At 73.3% G+C, this 16358-nt stretch carries 14 protein-coding genes and 1 pseudogene; 13 read left to right on the forward strand and 2 right to left on the reverse strand.

Translation table 11 applies throughout. The features are described from left to right. The first annotated feature begins 218 nt into the window (after positions 1-218). Together efp and nusB are read left to right on the forward strand one after the other, a co-directional pair. The gene (gene efp / locus AD017_RS24600) at positions 219-779 is read left to right on the forward strand and encodes an elongation factor P (protein ID WP_060576593.1); all 561 of its coding nucleotides are present in this window, start codon (positions 219-221) and stop codon (positions 777-779) included. A 1-nt stretch (position 780) separates the two neighbouring features. Further along, a complete protein-coding gene (gene nusB, locus AD017_RS24605) occupies positions 781-1200 on the forward strand; it encodes a transcription antitermination factor NusB (RefSeq protein ID WP_060575710.1) in 420 nt (139 codons plus the stop codon). A gap of 166 nt (positions 1201-1366) precedes the next feature. On the opposite strand, the gene AD017_RS24610 is transcribed toward nusB, so the two are convergent. After that, the gene (locus AD017_RS24610; RefSeq protein WP_010227097.1) at positions 1367-1858 is read right to left on the reverse strand and encodes a transcriptional regulator; all 492 of its coding nucleotides are present in this window, start codon (positions 1856-1858) and stop codon (positions 1367-1369) included. Between the two features lie 555 nt (positions 1859-2413). Between AD017_RS24610 and pyrR the strand changes: the two genes are divergently transcribed. The 10 genes and pseudogenes from pyrR (at position 2414) to coaBC (ending at position 14171) form a co-directional block, all read left to right on the forward strand. Then, complete coding sequence (gene pyrR / locus AD017_RS24615) at positions 2414-3004, forward strand: bifunctional pyr operon transcriptional regulator/uracil phosphoribosyltransferase PyrR (protein ID WP_010227098.1); 591 nt, start codon at positions 2414-2416, stop codon at positions 3002-3004. Continuing rightward, entirely contained in the window at positions 3001-3945 is a 945-nt protein-coding gene (locus AD017_RS24620; protein WP_060575711.1) for an aspartate carbamoyltransferase catalytic subunit, read from the forward strand. The genes pyrR and AD017_RS24620 overlap by 4 nt, the downstream gene beginning before the upstream one ends. Next, a complete protein-coding gene (locus AD017_RS24625) occupies positions 3942-5234 on the forward strand; it encodes a dihydroorotase (RefSeq protein ID WP_060575712.1) in 1293 nt (430 codons plus the stop codon). Before AD017_RS24620 ends, AD017_RS24625 begins: the two co-directional genes overlap by 4 nt. Further along, a pseudogene (carA, locus tag AD017_RS24630) lies at positions 5231-6325 on the forward strand (glutamine-hydrolyzing carbamoyl-phosphate synthase small subunit); the annotation flags it as partial. The gene AD017_RS24625 and the pseudogene carA, both read left to right, overlap by 4 nt. Positions 6326-6957: 632 nt before the next feature. After that, positions 6958-10254, forward strand: a complete 3297-nt coding sequence (carB, locus tag AD017_RS24635; RefSeq protein ID WP_060575713.1) for a carbamoyl-phosphate synthase large subunit — start codon at positions 6958-6960, stop codon at positions 10252-10254. Beyond that, positions 10251-11099 carry an orotidine-5'-phosphate decarboxylase gene (pyrF, locus tag AD017_RS24640; RefSeq protein ID WP_060575714.1) on the forward strand — a complete coding sequence of 283 codons (849 nt, stop codon included), beginning with the start codon at positions 10251-10253 and terminating at the stop codon, positions 11097-11099. The genes carB and pyrF overlap by 4 nt, the downstream gene beginning before the upstream one ends. Before the next feature lie 568 nt (positions 11100-11667). Beyond that, a complete protein-coding gene (mihF, locus tag AD017_RS24645) occupies positions 11668-11982 on the forward strand; it encodes an integration host factor, actinobacterial type (RefSeq protein WP_010234602.1) in 315 nt (104 codons plus the stop codon). 34 nt (positions 11983-12016) lie between these two features. Then, positions 12017-12619: a guanylate kinase gene (gmk, locus tag AD017_RS24650; RefSeq protein ID WP_010234606.1), complete on the forward strand. Its 603-nt coding sequence runs from the start codon at positions 12017-12019 to the stop codon at positions 12617-12619. A gap of 49 nt (positions 12620-12668) precedes the next feature. Next, positions 12669-12938 (forward strand): DNA-directed RNA polymerase subunit omega, encoded by a 270-nt coding sequence (gene rpoZ / locus AD017_RS24655; RefSeq protein ID WP_010234608.1) that lies wholly within the window; start codon positions 12669-12671, stop codon positions 12936-12938. Positions 12939-12947: 9 nt separating this feature from the next. Beyond that, entirely contained in the window at positions 12948-14171 is a 1224-nt protein-coding gene (coaBC, locus tag AD017_RS24660) for a bifunctional phosphopantothenoylcysteine decarboxylase/phosphopantothenate--cysteine ligase CoaBC (protein ID WP_060575715.1), read from the forward strand. A 78-nt stretch (positions 14172-14249) separates the two neighbouring features. Here coaBC and AD017_RS24665 read toward each other — a convergent pair whose 3' ends face one another. Continuing rightward, the gene (locus AD017_RS24665; protein ID WP_060575716.1) at positions 14250-14780 is read right to left on the reverse strand and encodes an SH3 domain-containing protein; all 531 of its coding nucleotides are present in this window, start codon (positions 14778-14780) and stop codon (positions 14250-14252) included. Between the two features lie 334 nt (positions 14781-15114). On the opposite strand from AD017_RS24665, the gene metK reads away from it, so the two are divergent. Further along, positions 15115-16332 (forward strand): methionine adenosyltransferase, encoded by a 1218-nt coding sequence (gene metK / locus AD017_RS24670; RefSeq protein WP_033200026.1) that lies wholly within the window; start codon positions 15115-15117, stop codon positions 16330-16332. Positions 16333-16358 lie beyond the last annotated feature (26 nt).

Genomic DNA, 16358 nt, shown 5'->3' on the forward strand with positions numbered 1-16358 from the left:
ACATCCTGGCAGGCGGCCCGGAACGGGCAGGTGAACAGCGTGCCGGTACCCTTGACAACACAGGTGCGCACCGCCCGCGCGGGAGGGTGCGCCCGAGGCACCCGGGACGTCCCCCGCGACGCGCCGCCCGCCCCGCCGGCCGGGCCGTGGGCGCGCCGGCGCGGGCCGTCGGCGGTGCCCGACCGCAGGACCCGACACCCGATCAGGAGAACGCGCACGTGGCGACCACGAACGACCTGAAGAACGGCCTGGTGCTGAACCTCGAGGGCCAGCTGTGGACCGTGACGGCGTTCCAGCACGTCAAGCCCGGCAAGGGCGGTGCGTTCGTGCGCACCACCCTCAAGAACGTGATGTCCGGCAAGGTCGTCGACAAGACCTTCAACGCCGGGACCAAGGTCGACACCGCGACCGTCGACCGCCGCGACATGACCTACCTGTACCGCGACGGCTCCGACTTCGTCTTCATGGACGGCGACACCTTCGACCAGATCCCGATCTCGGCGAAGGCCGTCGGTGACGCCGCGAAGTACCTGCTGGAGAACGCGTCGGCCCAGGTGTCGCTGCACGAGGGCGAGCCGCTGTTCGTCGAGCTGCCGACCTCGGTCGAGCTGATCATCGAGCACACCGACCCGGGCCTGCAGGGCGACCGCTCCACCGGCGGCACCAAGCCGGCCACCCTGGAGACCGGCGCCGAGATCCAGGTCCCGCTGTTCCTCGAGACCGGCACCAAGGTGAAGGTCGACACCCGGGACGGCCGGTACCTCGGCCGCACGAGCTGAGATGCGGGCACGGACCAAGGCCCGCAAGCGGGCCCTGGACATCCTCTTCGAGGCCGAGGCGCGCGGTGATGCACCCCTGGAGGTGCTCACCGCCCGCCGCGAGACCGACGACGCCCCGCCGGTCCAGGACTACGCCGCCCGGCTCGTCGAGGGCGTCGCGACGCACCGCGAGCGGATCGACCAGCTGCTCGCCGAGCACGCCGAGGGCTGGACCGTCGACCGGATGCCGGCGGTCGACCGCGGCCTGCTGCGGATCGGCGTCTACGAGCTCCTGTGGGTGGACGACGTCGACGACCCGGTCGCCATCACCGAGGCGGTCGAGCTGGCGCGGACGCTGTCGACCGACGACTCACCGCGCTACGTCAACGGTGTCCTCGGGCAGATCTCCGACATCGCCGAGCACCTGCGCGCCACGCTGTAGCGACACCCCGACGACGAGAGCCCGCACCCCGGACCGGGATGCGGGCTCTCGCGTCGTACGGGCCGGTCGGCGGCGGCCGGGAGACTGTGCAGATCACCGGCCGCCACCGCCGGTGGAGGCGCCGGGCGCGTCACCCTTCCCCTGGGACGCGCCGGGCGCAGACCCATCATCCCACCGGGTTCCCGGGGCGTGCCTCGGGAGGCAGGACACCCCAGTCGATGAGCTGGTCGGTCAGCTCACCCGGGGACATGTCGTAGATGATCGCGAGCGAGCGCAGGTCCTCGGCACGGATGGAGAGCACCTTGCCGTTGTAGTCGCCGCGCTGGCTCTGGATGGCCGCGGCGTAGCGGGCCAGCGGGCCCACCTTGTCCGCGGGGAGCTGTTGCAGCCGCTCCAGGTTGATCACGATCTTGGTGGCGGGCTCGCTCCCGGACGGGATCCGGCCCTCCGGCAGCAGCTCGGCCACCGGCACGCCGTAGAAGTCGGCGAGCTCGGCGAGCTTCTGCACGGTCACGGCACGGTCGCCGCGCTCGTAGGAGCCCACGACCACGGCCTTCCAGCGGCCGCCCGACTTCTGCTCGACGCCGTGCAGCGACAGCCCCTGCTGCTGCCTGATCGCCCGGAGCTTTCCCCCGAGCGCCTTGGCGTAGTCGCCCATCGATCCCCTCGTTCCTACGGTCCGTGCGGCCCCACCGGTCGTCACCGCCGGTGCACCGGCAGGTGGCCCTGCCGTCGCCCCTGTGGGTGGTTCCCGGTCGGGGCGGCTGCTCGCGCGTCCGGTTCCCCGTCCGTCGCGCTCGCCGCGGCGCCGTGCACGATGCCCGCTGCACGTTCCCTGATTGATACGGAGAGTAATCTTCCGGGTCCGGTCCGGCGCGGTCAAGTTCGACCCCCTGCTCGGGGGGTTGACGAGCGGTTTCCCACACGAACGGGGCAGTCCGCATCCCTCGTCAGCGGTAGCGCTGGGTGTGGGCGGGCGTGTGCACCACCCGCCCCTGTGGGTGCGCAAGGGCAGAACCGGGTATCGCAGTGACAGGAGCGACAGCGGGTGTGACCGATGCGGATCGTCACCGGACCGTGACCTCCGACGGGTGACGGACACCGCTGTGACGCCGATCGGCCGGAGCCGCGTCACACCGGTGCGGTTGCTAGGTTGGCCGTGCAACACCGTCCTTTAAGACCCGTCCGGTGAGGCGGGGAAGGAGAAGCTCTCGTGGCGCAGAACCGCCGCGGGGACATCGGCGCGCAGGACCCGGGCAGGGAACTGCTCTCGGCCGCCGACGTCACCCGCACCGTCGCGCGCATCGCGCACCAGATCATCGAGAAGACCGCGTTCGGCACCGACCGGCCGGACGACCTCGTCCTGCTCGGCGTCCCGACCCGCGGGGTCCATCTCGCCCACCGGCTGGCCGCCGCCATCACCGACTTCGCCGGCGTCGCCCCGGCCGTCGGCTCGGTCGACGCCACCCTCTACCGCGACGACCTGCGGCGCGGCCCGGCCCGCGCGCTGGAGTCCACCGCGATGCCCGAGGGCGGTGTGGACGACAAGCTGGTCGTGCTCGTCGACGACGTCCTGATGTCCGGGCGCACCACCCGCGCCGCGCTGGACGCCCTGCGCGACGAGGGCCGTCCGCGGATCGTCCAGCTGGCCGTGCTCGTCGACCGCGGGCACCGCGAGCTGCCGATCCGCGCCGACTACGTCGGCAAGAACGTCCCGACCTCGCGCTCGGAGCAGATCCTGCTGTCGCTCACCGAGATCGACGGCAGCGACGGTGTGTGGATCGGTCAGGGGGAGTCCGCGTGAGGCACCTGCTCTCGGCCGCCGACCTCGACGCGAGCGAGGCCACGGCGCTGCTCGACACCGCGGACCGGCTGCGGCAGGCCCTGCTGGGCCGCGAGGTCCGCAAGCTGCCGACGCTGCGCGGCCGCACGGTCATCACGATGTTCTACGAGAACTCCACCCGCACCCGGGTGTCGTTCGAGATCGCCGGCAAGTGGATGAGCGCGGACACCGTGAACGTGTCGGCGTCCGGCTCGTCGGTCTCGAAGGGCGAGTCGTTGCGCGACACCGCCCTCACGCTGTCGTCGATGGGCGCCGACTGCGTGGTGGCCCGGCACCCGGCGTCGGGCGCGGCGCACCGGCTGGCGCACTGGGTGGACGCCGACCGTGAGGTCACCGGCACGCCCACCGCGATCGTCAACGCCGGCGACGGCACCCACGAGCACCCCACCCAGGCCCTGCTCGACGCCGCGACGCTGCGGGACCGGCTCGGCGGCATCGCCGGGCGCCGGGTCGCGATCGTCGGCGACGTCCTGCACTCCCGGGTCGCGCGGTCCAACGTGCTGCTGCTCGCCACCCTCGGCGCCGAGGTGGTGCTGGTGGCGCCGCCGACGCTGCTGCCGGCCGGCGTCGAGTCCTGGCCGTGCCGGGTCTCGCACGAGCTGGACGCGGAGCTGCCCGCGCTGGACGCGGTGATGATGCTGCGCGTGCAGGCGGAGCGGATGCACGGCGGGTTCTTCCCGTCCTCGCGGGAGTACGCGGTGCGCTACGGGCTCTCCGAGGACCGCTCGAGGCTCCTGCGCGACGACGCCGTGGTCCTGCACCCCGGCCCGATGATCCGCGGCATGGAGATCGCCCCCGCGGTCGCCGACGCCCCGTCCTCCGCGGTGCTGCACCAGGTGCGCAACGGCGTGCACGTGCGGATGGCCGTCCTCTACCACCTTCTCGCCGGAGCTCCCGAATGACCGACCTGCTGATCACCAACGCCCGGCCCTACGGCGAGGACCCGGTCGACGTGCTCGTCGCCGACGGTGTCGTCTCGGCCGTCGGGACCGGCCTGACCGCCCCCGACGGCGTCGAGGTGCTCGACGCGAAGGGCGCCGTCCTGCTGCCGGGGCTCGTCGACCTGCACGTCCACCTGCGCGAGCCCGGTGGCGAGGAGTCCGAGACGATCGAGACCGGCAGCCGCGCCGCGGCACTGGGCGGGTTCACCGCGGTGTTCGCGATGCCGAACACCGACCCGGTCGCCGACTCCGACGTCGTCGTCGAGCACGTGTGGCGGCGCGGCGCCGAGATCGGGCTGGTCGACGTCCACCCGGTCGGCGCCGTCACCGTCGGGCTGGGCGGCGAGAAGCTCGCCGAGCTGGGCACGATGACCGACTCGCGGGCCGGCGTCCGGATGTTCTCCGACGACGGCCGCTGCGTGAACGACCCGCTGATCATGCGCCGGGCGCTGGAGTACGCCTCCGCGCTCGACGTCGTGATCGCCCAGCACGCCGAGGACCACCGGCTCACCGGCGGCGCGCAGGCGCACGAGGGCGCGGCAGCGGCCCGGCTCGGCCTGACCGGCTGGCCCGCCACCGCCGAGGAGACGATCGTCGCCCGGGACTGCGCGCTGGCCCGTGAGGCCGGCGCCCGGCTGCACGTCTGCCACATCTCGACCGCCCGCACCATCGAGGTGCTGCGCGCAGCGAAGGCGCAGGGCGTGCAGGTGTCCGCCGAGGTCACCCCGCACCACCTGCTGCTCACCGACAGCCGGCTGTCGAGCTACGACCCGGTCAACAAGGTGAACCCGCCGCTGCGCACCGCGGACGACACCCGCGCGATGCGGGAGGCGCTGGCCGAGGGCGTGATCGACGTCGTCGCCACCGACCACGCCCCGCACGCGCAGCAGTACAAGGACACCGAGTGGCAGGCCGCGAAGCCGGGCATGCTGGGCCTGCAGACGGCGCTGTCGGTGCTGATCGAGACCATGGTCGAGCCGGGTCTGCTGGACTGGCACGGCGTGGCGCGGGTGCTCTCCGAGCGCCCCGCGGAGATCGGGAGACTGCCCGACCAGGGCCGTCCGATCGCGGAGGGGGAGCCGGCGTCGTTCGCGCTCGTCGACCCGGACGCGGTGTGGACGGTCCGGGGGGCGAACCTGGCGAGCAAGGCGGCGAACACGCCGTACGAGGGAATGCGGCTGCCCGGAGCGGTGGTCGCGACGGTTCTGCGTGGCCGGATCACGGCGCAGGACGGGAAGGTTCGGGAATGACCGCGCTACTGGTGCTCGAGGACGGGCGGATCTTCCGCGGGGAGGCGTACGGCGCCACCGGGGAGACGCTCGGCGAGGCCGTCTTCACCACCGGGATGACCGGCTACCAGGAGACCCTGACCGATCCGTCGTACCACCGTCAGATCGTGCTGCAGACCGCACCGCAGATCGGCAACACCGGCTGGAACGACGACGACGACGAGTCGTCCGGCATCCAGGTCGCCGGCTACGTCGTGCGCGACCCCGCCCGGCGGGCGTCGAACTGGCGGTCCACCGGCTCGCTGGAGGACGCGCTGCGCGGGCAGGGGATCGTCGGGGTCGCGGGGATCGACACCCGCGCCGCGGTCCGGCACCTGCGCGAGCGGGGCGCGATGCGCGCCGGGATCTTCTCCGGTGACGCCCTGGCGCCCGACGACGAGCTCGTCGAGCGGGTGAAGGGGAGCCCGCAGATGGAGGGCGCCGACCTCTACGGCGCCGTCACCACCGCCGAGACCTACGTGGTCCCCGCGGTCGGGGAGAAGCGGTTCGTCGTGGCCGCGCTCGACGTCGGGATCAAGTTCAACACCCCGCGGATGATGGCGGCGCGCGGCATCGAGGTGCACGTGCTGCCCGCCTCCAGCACCATCGAGACCGTCGAGTCGCTGCGCCCGGACGGATTCTTCCTGGCCAACGGCCCGGGTGACCCCGCCACCGCCGACGGCCCGGTCGAGCTGGCGAAGCAGGTGCTGGAGCGCCGGATCCCGCTGTTCGGGATCTGCTTCGGCAACCAGATCCTCGGCCGCGCGCTGGGCCGCTCCACCTACAAGCTGCGCTACGGCCACCGCGGCATCAACATCCCGGTCGTCGAGCACGCCACCGGGCGGGTCGCTATCACCTCGCAGAACCACGGCTTCGCCGTCGCCGGCGAGGCGGGCGAGGAGTTCGACACCCCGTACGGCCGCGCGCAGATCACCCACACCTGCCCGAACGACGGCTGCGTCGAGGGCATGGCCGGGCTGGACTTCCCGGCGTTCTCGGTGCAGTACCACCCGGAGGCCGCAGCCGGCCCGCACGACGCCGCGGACCTGTTCGACCGGTTCGTGCAGCTGATGGCGGAGCACCCGGTCGGCTACGCCGGCGTCGCCGGCCAGCGGCCCGAGGGCGTCGAGCCCGCGCCGTACCCCGAGGTCGAGGTGCTGCCCGAGGACGAGGCCGAGGCGGACGCCCGGGCCGGCGCCGGAGGCGCAGCGGCCCCCGCACCCGGGCAGACCGCGCAGCCCTCGCCTGCCGCGCCGCCGTCGGCGACGGCGGGCCCGTCGGTGGAGCTGAACCCGGACCGTCCGGCCGCCACCGCGGTGCCGGCCGCGCCGATCGAGCCCGGCAGCCCCGAGGGCCCGCACACCGGGACCGCGGACGGGTCCGACCACACCACCCGGCTCCCGGTCACCCCGCCCGCCGGTGCGCGGGCCGTGCCGGACCGGGCCGGGGATCCCGAGCCGGAGACCGGCCGGATGCCCGCCGTGGGGCGGCCCGGCACCCCGGACCCCCTCACCGCACCGTTCTCCGACGTCGAGAACGCCCTGCGCCACGACGCCGACCCGCCCGCCGGCGGGTCGTCCGAGGACGCCGACCCGGTGACCGGCCGGTCCGGCCCCGTCGACGACCGACCCTGGCCACCACCCCCGGCCGACCCGACCACCTCGTCCGACCAGGACGACCAGCAGGCCCGGCAGGAGGACCGCTGATGCCCCGCCGCGACGACATCCAGCACGTGATGGTGATCGGCTCCGGTCCGATCGTCATCGGCCAGGCCTGCGAGTTCGACTACTCCGGCACCCAGGCGTGCCGGGTCCTGCAGGCCGAGGGGATCCGCGTCTCGCTGGTCAACTCCAACCCGGCGACGATCATGACCGACCCGGAGTTCGCCGACGCCACCTACGTCGAGCCGATCACCCCCGAGTTCGTCGAGAAGGTCATCGCCACCGAGCGCCCGGACGCGATCCTCGCGACCCTGGGCGGGCAGACCGCGCTGAACACCGCGATCGCCCTGCACGAGAACGGCGTCCTGGAGCGCTACGGCGTCGAGCTGATCGGCGCCGACGTCGAGGCCATCGAGCGCGGCGAGGACCGGCTGAAGTTCAAGGACATCGTCACCCAGGTCGGCGGCGACGTGCCGCGGTCCCGGGTCTGCCACTCGATGGACGAGGTCCGGGCCGCCGCGGGCGAGCTCGGGCTGCCGGTGGTCATCCGGCCGTCGTTCACCATGGGCGGGCTCGGCTCGGGCATGGCGCACTCGTCCGACGAGCTGGACCGCCTGGCCGGTGCCGGGCTCGACGCCTCCCCGGTCACCGAGGTCCTCATCGAGGAATCGGTGCTCGGCTGGAAGGAGTACGAGCTCGAGCTCATGCGCGACCACCACGACAACGTGGTCGTCGTCTGCTCGATCGAGAACCTCGACCCGATGGGCGTGCACACCGGTGACTCGATCACCGTCGCGCCCGCGATGACGCTGACCGACCGCGAGTACCAGCACATGCGCGACGTCGGCATCGCCGTGCTGCGCGCGGTCGGGGTCGACACCGGCGGCTGCAACATCCAGTTCGCGATCCACCCGGAGACCGGGCGCCTGGTCGTGATCGAGATGAACCCGCGGGTGTCCCGGTCGTCGGCGCTGGCGTCGAAGGCCACCGGGTTCCCGATCGCGAAGATCGCCGCCCGGCTGGCCGTCGGCTACACGCTCGACGAGATCCGCAACGACATCACCGGCGAGACCCTCGCGGCGTTCGAGCCCGCGCTGGACTACGTCGCGGTGAAGATCCCGCGGTTCGCGTTCGAGAAGTTCCCCGGCGCCGACCCCGAGCTGACGACGACCATGAAGTCGGTCGGCGAGGCCATGTCGCTCGGCCGCTCGTTCCCCGAGGCGCTGGGCAAGGCGCTGCGCTCGATGGAGCGGGACCGCGCCGGGTTCTGGACGACGCCCGACCCGGAGGGGGAGCCCTCCTACACGACCCCGGTCGACGGCCGCATCTACGAGGTCGAGCGGGCGCTGCGCTCGGGCCAGTCGGTCGACGACGTCGCCAAGGCGTCCGGGATCGACCCGTGGTTCGTCGACCAGATCGCGCTGCTCGGCGAGATCCGCGCCGAGCTGGAGGCGGCCCCGGTGCTCGACGCCGGGCTGCTGCGCCGGGCGAAGCGGTACGGCCTGTCCGACCGGCAGCTCGCCGCCGTCCGGCCCGAGTTCGCCGGCGAGGACGGCGTGCGGAGCCTGCGGCACCGGCTCGGGATCCGGCCGGTCTACAAGACCGTCGACACCTGCGCCGCGGAGTTCGCCGCGAAGACCCCGTACCACTACTCGGCCTACGAGACCGATCCCGCGGCCGAGTCGGAGATCGCCCCGCAGACCGAGCGGCCGAAGGTGCTCATCCTCGGTTCCGGGCCGAACCGGATCGGGCAGGGCATCGAGTTCGACTACTCGTGCGTGCACGCGGTGATGGCGCTGCGCGAGGCCGGGTTCGAGACCGTGATGGTCAACTGCAACCCGGAGACGGTGTCGACCGACTACGACACCGCCGACCGTCTCTACTTCGAGCCGCTGACCTTCGAGGACGTCCTCGAGGTCGTGCACGCCGAGCAGGAGTCCGGCACGGTCGCGGGCGTGATCGTCCAGCTCGGCGGCCAGACGCCGCTCGGGCTGGCGCAGCGGCTCACCGAGGCCGGGGTGCCGGTCGTCGGGACGTCGGCGGCGGCGATCGACCTGGCCGAGGACCGCGGCGAGTTCGGCGAGGTGCTCCGCAAGGCGGGCCTGCCCGCGCCGGAGTTCGGGATGGCCACCAGCTTCGACGGTGCCCGGGAGATCGCGTCCCGGATCGGCTACCCCGTGCTGGTGCGGCCGTCCTACGTCCTCGGCGGGCGCGGCATGGAGATCGTCTACGACGAGTCGTCGCTGGCCGGCTACATCGCCCGCGCCACCACGATCTCGTCGAACCGCCCGGTGCTGGTCGACAAGTTCCTCGACGACGCCATCGAGATCGACGTCGACGCCCTGTGCGACGGCGAGGACGTCTACCTCGGCGGCGTCATGGAGCACATCGAGGAGGCCGGGGTGCACTCCGGTGACTCGTCGTGCACGCTGCCGCCGATCACCCTGGGCTCCTCGGTGATGGTGAAGGTGCGGGAGGCGACCGCGGCGATCGCGCACGGCGTCGGCGTGCGGGGCCTGCTCAACGTGCAGTACGCCCTGCACGGCGACGTGCTCTACGTGCTGGAGGCCAACCCGCGGGCGTCGCGGACCGTGCCGTTCGTGTCGAAGGCGACCTCGGTGCCGCTGGCCAAGGCCGCGGCCCGGATCATGCTCGGCGCGACGATCGCCGAGCTGCGCACCGAGGGGCTGCTCCCGGCGGCCGGCGACGGCGGGGCGCTCCCGGCCGACTCGCCGGTGGCGGTCAAGGAGGCGGTGCTGCCCTTCAACCGGTTCCGCAACACCGCGGGCCAGGGCGTCGACCCGCTGCTCGGCCCGGAGATGAAGTCCACCGGTGAGGTCATGGGCTTCGACTCGGCGTTCGGCCGGGCGTTCGCGAAGTCGCAGGCCGCCGCCTACGGCTCGCTGCCTACCTCGGGCAAGGTGTTCGTCTCGATCGCCGACCGCGACAAGCGGGCCATGGTGTTCCCGGTGCGTCGGCTCGCCGACATCGGCTTCGAGGTGCTCGCCACCGAGGGCACGGCGGAGATGCTGCGCCGCAACGGGATCGAGGTCACCGTGGTGCGCAAGCACTCGGAGGGGTCGAGCACGGAGAATCCGACGATCGTCGACACGATCCTCGCGGGCGACGTCGACCTGATCGTCAACACCCCGGTCGGGAACCCGGGCCCGCGTGTCGACGGCTACGAGATCCGGGCCGCCGCGGTCTCCCGCGGTGTCCCGTGCGTCACCACCGTGCAGGGGGCCGCTGCGGCGGTGCAGGGCATCGAGGCGCTCGCCTCCGGCGGGCTCGGCGTGCGGTCGCTGCAGCAGGCGCACGCCGCCCTGCGGACCGGCGAGTGACCGGGTTCGGGCAGCGGCTCGTCGACGCCGTCGCGTCGCACGGGCCGCTGTGCGCGGGGATCGACCCGCACCCGGCGCTGCTCGCGCAGTGGGGCCTGACCGACGACGCCGACGGGCTGGCCTCCTTCGCCGACGCCTGCCTGGCCGGGTTCGCCGGGACGGTCGCGGTCGTGAAGCCGCAGGCGGCGTTCTTCGAGCGGCACGGCGCGGCGGGTGTCGCGGTCCTGGAACGGCTGCTGGCGGGGTTCGCCGGGACACCGACACTCACCCTGCTCGACGCCAAGCGCGGTGACATCGGGTCCACGATGGACGGCTACGCGGACGCCTACCTGCGGGTCGGCGCCCCGCTCGGCGCGGACGCGCTCACCCTGTCGCCCTACCTCGGGTTCGACTCGCTGGAGCCGGCGTTCGTCGCGGCGGCGGAGGCCGCGCGCGGCGTGTTCGTGCTGGCGCGCACCTCCAACCCGGAGGGGGCGCCGGTGCAGCTGGCGACCGCTCCCGGGGGCGGCACGGTCGCCCAGGCCGTGGTCGACGCGGCCGGTGTCCGCAACGCCGGGGCCGGGGCCGGGGCCGGGGCGTGCGGGGACGTCGGCGTCGTCGTCGGCGGGACCAGGGAGCACGGCCTGGACCTGTCCGGGGTGAACGGGCCGGTGCTGGTGCCCGGGCTCGGCGCGCAGGGCGCGAGCCCCGCCGACGTCGTCGCCCGGTTCGCCGGGACCGCCGGTCCGGTCCTGCCGGTCGCCGCACGGTCGGTCCTGCGGGCCGGTCCGGATCCGGTGGCGCTGCAGGACGCGGCACGGACGCTGGGGGAGGAGCTGGCCTCAGCGCGCGCCGGATCGCACTGAGCGGGCCGGGGGCGCGCCGGGATCGCGCTGAGCCGCCGGGGCGCGCCGGATCGCGCTGAGCGGCCCACCGGCGCTCCCGGCACCGTGCAGGGCGTCCGGGGCCCGAGCACAGGCCGTCGCGGGCCCCACGGCCCGTACCGGCCCGGGACCCGGGCGCTCCCGAGCCGGACGACACCTCCGCGTCGGTGGGCGACCCGGCGCGGTGCCGACCGGCCGGGCGCCGCGGGCGTCCCGCGCCCGGCCGGCGTCCTGGGCGCACCCGGCGGGCGTTCGGGCGCAGCCCCGCGGGCCGGGTTCGGCCGACCGGGGGAGTGCGTTGCGCCGACCCGTCGTCCGGGGGAGCCGGACGGCACCGCGAGAAGCGTCACAGAGCGTGCCGATGATCACCCCGGGGACGGCGAAACCGGTGGTGGGACCCCCATTGACGGTGCTGTGGAGGGCGTGGGTACGTTCGATTCGGATCCGGGGGTGTCCCCCGGACGGGTCGGTGTCCCACCGCCCGGTCGCCGCCCCGCGGCGGCGACGAGAACACAGCACGACACGGAAAACGTACGTACGGAGGAACACCGTGGCCCTTCCCCAGCTGACCGAGGAACAGCGCGCCGCAGCGCTGGAGAAGGCCGCGGCCGCCCGCCGGGCCCGGGCCGAGCTGAAGGACCGCCTGAAGCGCGGGGGCACCACCCTGGAGGAGGTGCTCAAGAAGGCCGAGACCGACGAGGTCCTCGGCAAGATGAAGGTCTCCGCGCTCCTCGAGGCCCTGCCGAACGTGGGCAAGGTCCGCGCGCAGCAGATCATGGAGGAGCTGGAGATCGCGAGCAGCCGTCGCCTGCGTGGCCTCGGCGACCGCCAGCGCAAGGCGCTCCTCGAGCGCTACCCGAGCTGATCCGGCGCATCCCGTGACCGGACCTTCCTCCGACGTGCCGACCGCGCCCCCCGGCGAGGACGACCGGCCGGCCCGTGGCCGCCTGCTCGTGCTGGCCGGGCCGTCCGGCGTGGGGAAGAGCAGCGTGGTCGCGGGCCTGCGCGAGGCGCTGCCGGAGCTGCTGTTCAGCGTGTCCGCGACGACCCGCCCGGCCCGGCCGGGTGAGGTCGACGGCCGTGACTACCACTTCGTCACCCGCGAGACGTTCGACGCGCTGATCGAGCGCGGTGACCTGCTCGAGTGGGCCGAGGTGCACGGCGGGCTGCAGCGCTCCGGCACGCCACGGGTGCCGGTCGAGCAGGCACTCGGCGGCGGGCGCCCGGTGCTGGTCGAGGTCGACCTGCAGGGCGCCCGCTCGGTGAAGCGGGTGCTGCCCGAGTGCGTCACCGTGTTCGTCGCGCCGCCGTCGATGGAGGAGCTGGCCCGCCGGCTCACCGACCGCGGCACCGACACCACCGAGCAACGGGAACGCCGGCTGCGGACCGCCATCGAGGAGATGGACGCGCAGGACGAGTTCGACGAGGTCGTCGTGAACGACGACCTGCAGGCCGTGATCCGCCGGTTGGTAGCATTGGCGGTCGACCGAGACGCGGCGTGAGCACGTCCCACGGCGTCACCGGACCACTCTCTTCTCCAGGAGCTTCTCTGTGAGCACGCCGACCGCCGGCATCACCGCCCCCGAGGGCATCACCAACCCGCCGATCGACGACCTGCTGGGCCAGGTCAGCTCGAAGTACGCGCTGGTCATCTACGCGGCCAAGCGCGCCCGGCAGATCAACGAGTACTACTCCCAGCTCGGCGAGGGCCTGCTGGAGTACGTCGGCCCGCTCGTCGAGCCGGGTGCCCGCGAGAAGCCGCTGTCCATCGCCATGCGCGAGATCCAGGCCGGCATGCTCGAGCACACCGAGGGCGAGTAAGACCCACCCATGCCCGAGACGGCACCGGAGGTCCTGCTCGGCGTCTCGGGCGGCATCGCCGCCTACAAGAGCGCGGAGCTGCTGCGCCGGCTGACCGAGTCCGGTCACGCCGTGCGCGTGGTCCCCACCGAGTCGGCGCTGGAGTTCGTCGGCGCAGCCACGTTCGAGGCGCTGTCCGGGCGCCCGGTCGCGACCGGTGTGTTCACCGACGTGCACGAGGTCCCGCACGTCGCGCTGGGGCAGCGGGCCGATCTCGTCGTCGTCGCGCCGGCCACCGCGGACCTGATGGCCCGCCTCGCGCACGGCCGGTCCGACGACCTGCTCACCGCGTCACTGCTCACCGCACGATGTCCGGTGCTGCTCGCCCCGGCCATGCACACGGAGATGTGGGAGCACCCCGCCACCCGGGACAACGTGGCCCTGCTGCGGTCCCGGGGCACCGTCGTCCTGGAGCCCGCGTCCGGCAGGCTGACCGGTGCCGACACCGGCAAGGGGCGGCTCCCCGACCCGGCGGAGATCTTCGATCTCGCCCGGCTGCTGCTCGAGCGCCCCGACGCGCTGCCCCGTGATCTCGAGGGCAGGCACGTCGTCGTGAGCGCCGGTGGCACCCGCGAGAACCTCGATCCGGTCCGCTACCTGGGCAACCGGTCGTCCGGGCGGCAGGGCTGGGCCCTGGCCCGGGTGGCGGCCCAGCGTGGCGCGCGGGTCACCCTCGTCGCCGGGCACACCGCCGATCTCGTCGCGCCGGCCGGCGTCGAGGTCGTGCCCGCCGGGTCCGCCGGAGCCATGGAGGCCGCCGTGCGGTCGGCCGCAGCCGACGCCGACGCGGTCGTGATGGCGGCCGCCGTCGCCGACTTCCGGCCGGTCGACACCGCCGCCGACAAGATCAAGCGCGGGAGCGCCGAGCCGCCGCCGCTGCGTCTGGTGCAGAACCCCGACATCCTCGCCGGCCTGGTGCACGACACCCCGCGGCCCGGCCAGGTGATCGTCGGGTTCGCCGCCGAGACCGGCGACGCCGACGGCGACGTCCTGCACCACGGCCGCGCGAAGCTCGCCCGCAAGGGCTGCGACCTGCTGGTGGTCAACGCGGTCGGTGAGGGGAAGGCCTTCGAGACCCCGGACAACGCGGGCTGGCTGCTCGCCCGCGACGGCGGCGAGGAGGAACTCCCGATGGGCTCCAAGGCGTTGCTGGCCTCCCGCATCTGGGACGCGGTCACCCCGCGCCTGGTCTGAGCCACCGCACCGCTCCGACGACGACGGCCCCGCACCCGGATCGCTCCGGGGCGGGGCCGTCGTCGCTGGTGGGTCGACTCAGTCGTCGTCGTCCGAGAAGAACGACTCGGCCGGCGTCGCGCTGCGCTCCGAGGACGGCGACGCCGACCGCTCGGAGGTGCGCGAGGACCCGGTGGAGTCCGAGGACTCCGACGGCGAGCCGCTCCGGTCGGCCGACCCCTCGTCGTCGGAGGACGACGAGCGCGGGCTGCTGCTGGTCGTCGGCGAGGCCGACCGCTCCGAGCTGCTCGGCGTGAGCGAGTCCTCGGAGGTGCCGGTCCGCGGGGACGACGAGCCCGAGGTCGAGACGTAGTCCGCGACGGCCCACCCGCCGAACTCGGGGAGCTCGACGAAGCCGTCCTCGGTCTCACCGATCGAAGTGCTCTCGCCGCGCTCGCAGACACCGACGATCGGTGCGGTCTCCGAGGGCTCCGAGCGCACGTTGACGCTCGACGTGCAGGTGCCGGTGCTGGCCGCGGTCGCGGTGCCGGCGATCACACCGACCGCGGTGACGCCGGTCACCGCAAGGGCGCCGACGACGGCGGCGATCCGTCGCGAGTTCGGCTTCATCGTGGTTCAACCTCCGTGCCGACGGCGGACGGCGGACCCGCCGTTCCGTCTGGTCCCGTGCCGCTCCCGCCGGTGTGCGGGTGCGTCGACACGACCAACGAGCCGACGCCCGATCGATTCGTGACGGCGACGGTCAATCACCCCATCCGGCGACAGCGGGTAGTTGGCGACCCGCTGTCGAACACGCTCCGTATGTGAGGTCCCCCTCCGCTACCCCGTGGGGAGCCGAAATCTGGACTAGGGTTACCGCTCGGAGGGCGTTCCGATCATGGACGCGTCCCTGGCGTGCGCGGCGTCTTCGCCGCGCCGGAGTGAACGCAGTACCCCCAACGGGATGGAGATACAGCGCGTGTCGAACACGAGCCGCCGTCTGTTCACGAGTGAGTCGGTCACCGAGGGCCACCCCGACAAGATCTGTGACGCGATCAGCGACACAGTTCTCGACGCGATGCTCGCGCAGGACCCGAGCAGCCGCGTGGCCGTCGAGACCATGGTCACGACCGGACAGGTGCACGTCGCCGGTGAGGTCACGACCAACGCCTACGTCGAGATCCCGCAGCTGGTGCGGGACCGGATCCTCGAGATCGGCTACGACTCGTCGGCGAAGGGCTTCGACGGCGCGTCCTGTGGCGTGAACATCGCCATCGGTGCGCAGTCCCCGGACATCGCGCAGGGCGTGGACACCGCCTACGAGAAGCGCGTCGAGTCCGCCGAGGACGAGATCGCCAAGCAGGGCGCGGGCGACCAGGGCCTGATGTTCGGGTACGCCTGCGAGGACACCCCCGAGCTGATGCCGCTGCCGATCGCGCTGGCGCACCGGCTGTCCCGCCGGCTGACCGAGGTCCGCAAGAACGGCACGCTGCCCTACCTGCGTGCCGACGGGAAGACCCAGGTCACCATCGACTACGAGGGTGACAAGCCGGCCCGCCTCGACACGGTCGTGCTGTCCTCGCAGCACGCCGCGGACGTCGACCTCGACGGCATGCTGGCCCCCGACATCCGCAAGCACGTCGTGAACCCCGAGGTCGAGGCCCTGGGCTGGGACCCGGCCGAGCCGAAGCTGCTCGTCAACCCGACCGGCCGGTTCGTCCTGGGCGGCCCGATGGGTGACGCGGGCCTCACCGGCCGGAAGATCATCGTCGACACCTACGGCGGCATGGCCCGCCACGGTGGTGGCGCCTTCTCCGGCAAGGACCCGTCGAAGGTCGACCGCTCCGCCGCGTACGCGATGCGCTGGGTGGCGAAGAACGCCGTCGCCGCCGGTCTCGCCGGCCGCATCGAGGTGCAGGTCGCCTACGCGATCGGCAAGGCCGCCCCGGTCGGGCTGTTCGTCGAGACCTTCGGCACCGAGAACGTCGACCCGGCGAAGATCCAGAAGGCGATCGAGGAGGTCTTCGACCTCCGTCCGGCCGCTATCATCCGCGACCTCAAGCTGCTGCGGCCGATCTACACGCCGACCGCCGCGTACGGCCACTTCGGCCGGACCGACGTCGAGCTGCCGTGGGAGGACACCTCCCGCGCCGACGCGCTCAAGTCGGCCGTCGGAGCCTGACCGCCCCGCACCACACCGTGGCCGGG

The organism is Pseudonocardia sp. EC080619-01, from assembly GCF_001420995.1.
In the GTDB taxonomy this organism is placed as follows: Bacteria; Actinomycetota; Actinomycetes; order Mycobacteriales; family Pseudonocardiaceae; genus Pseudonocardia.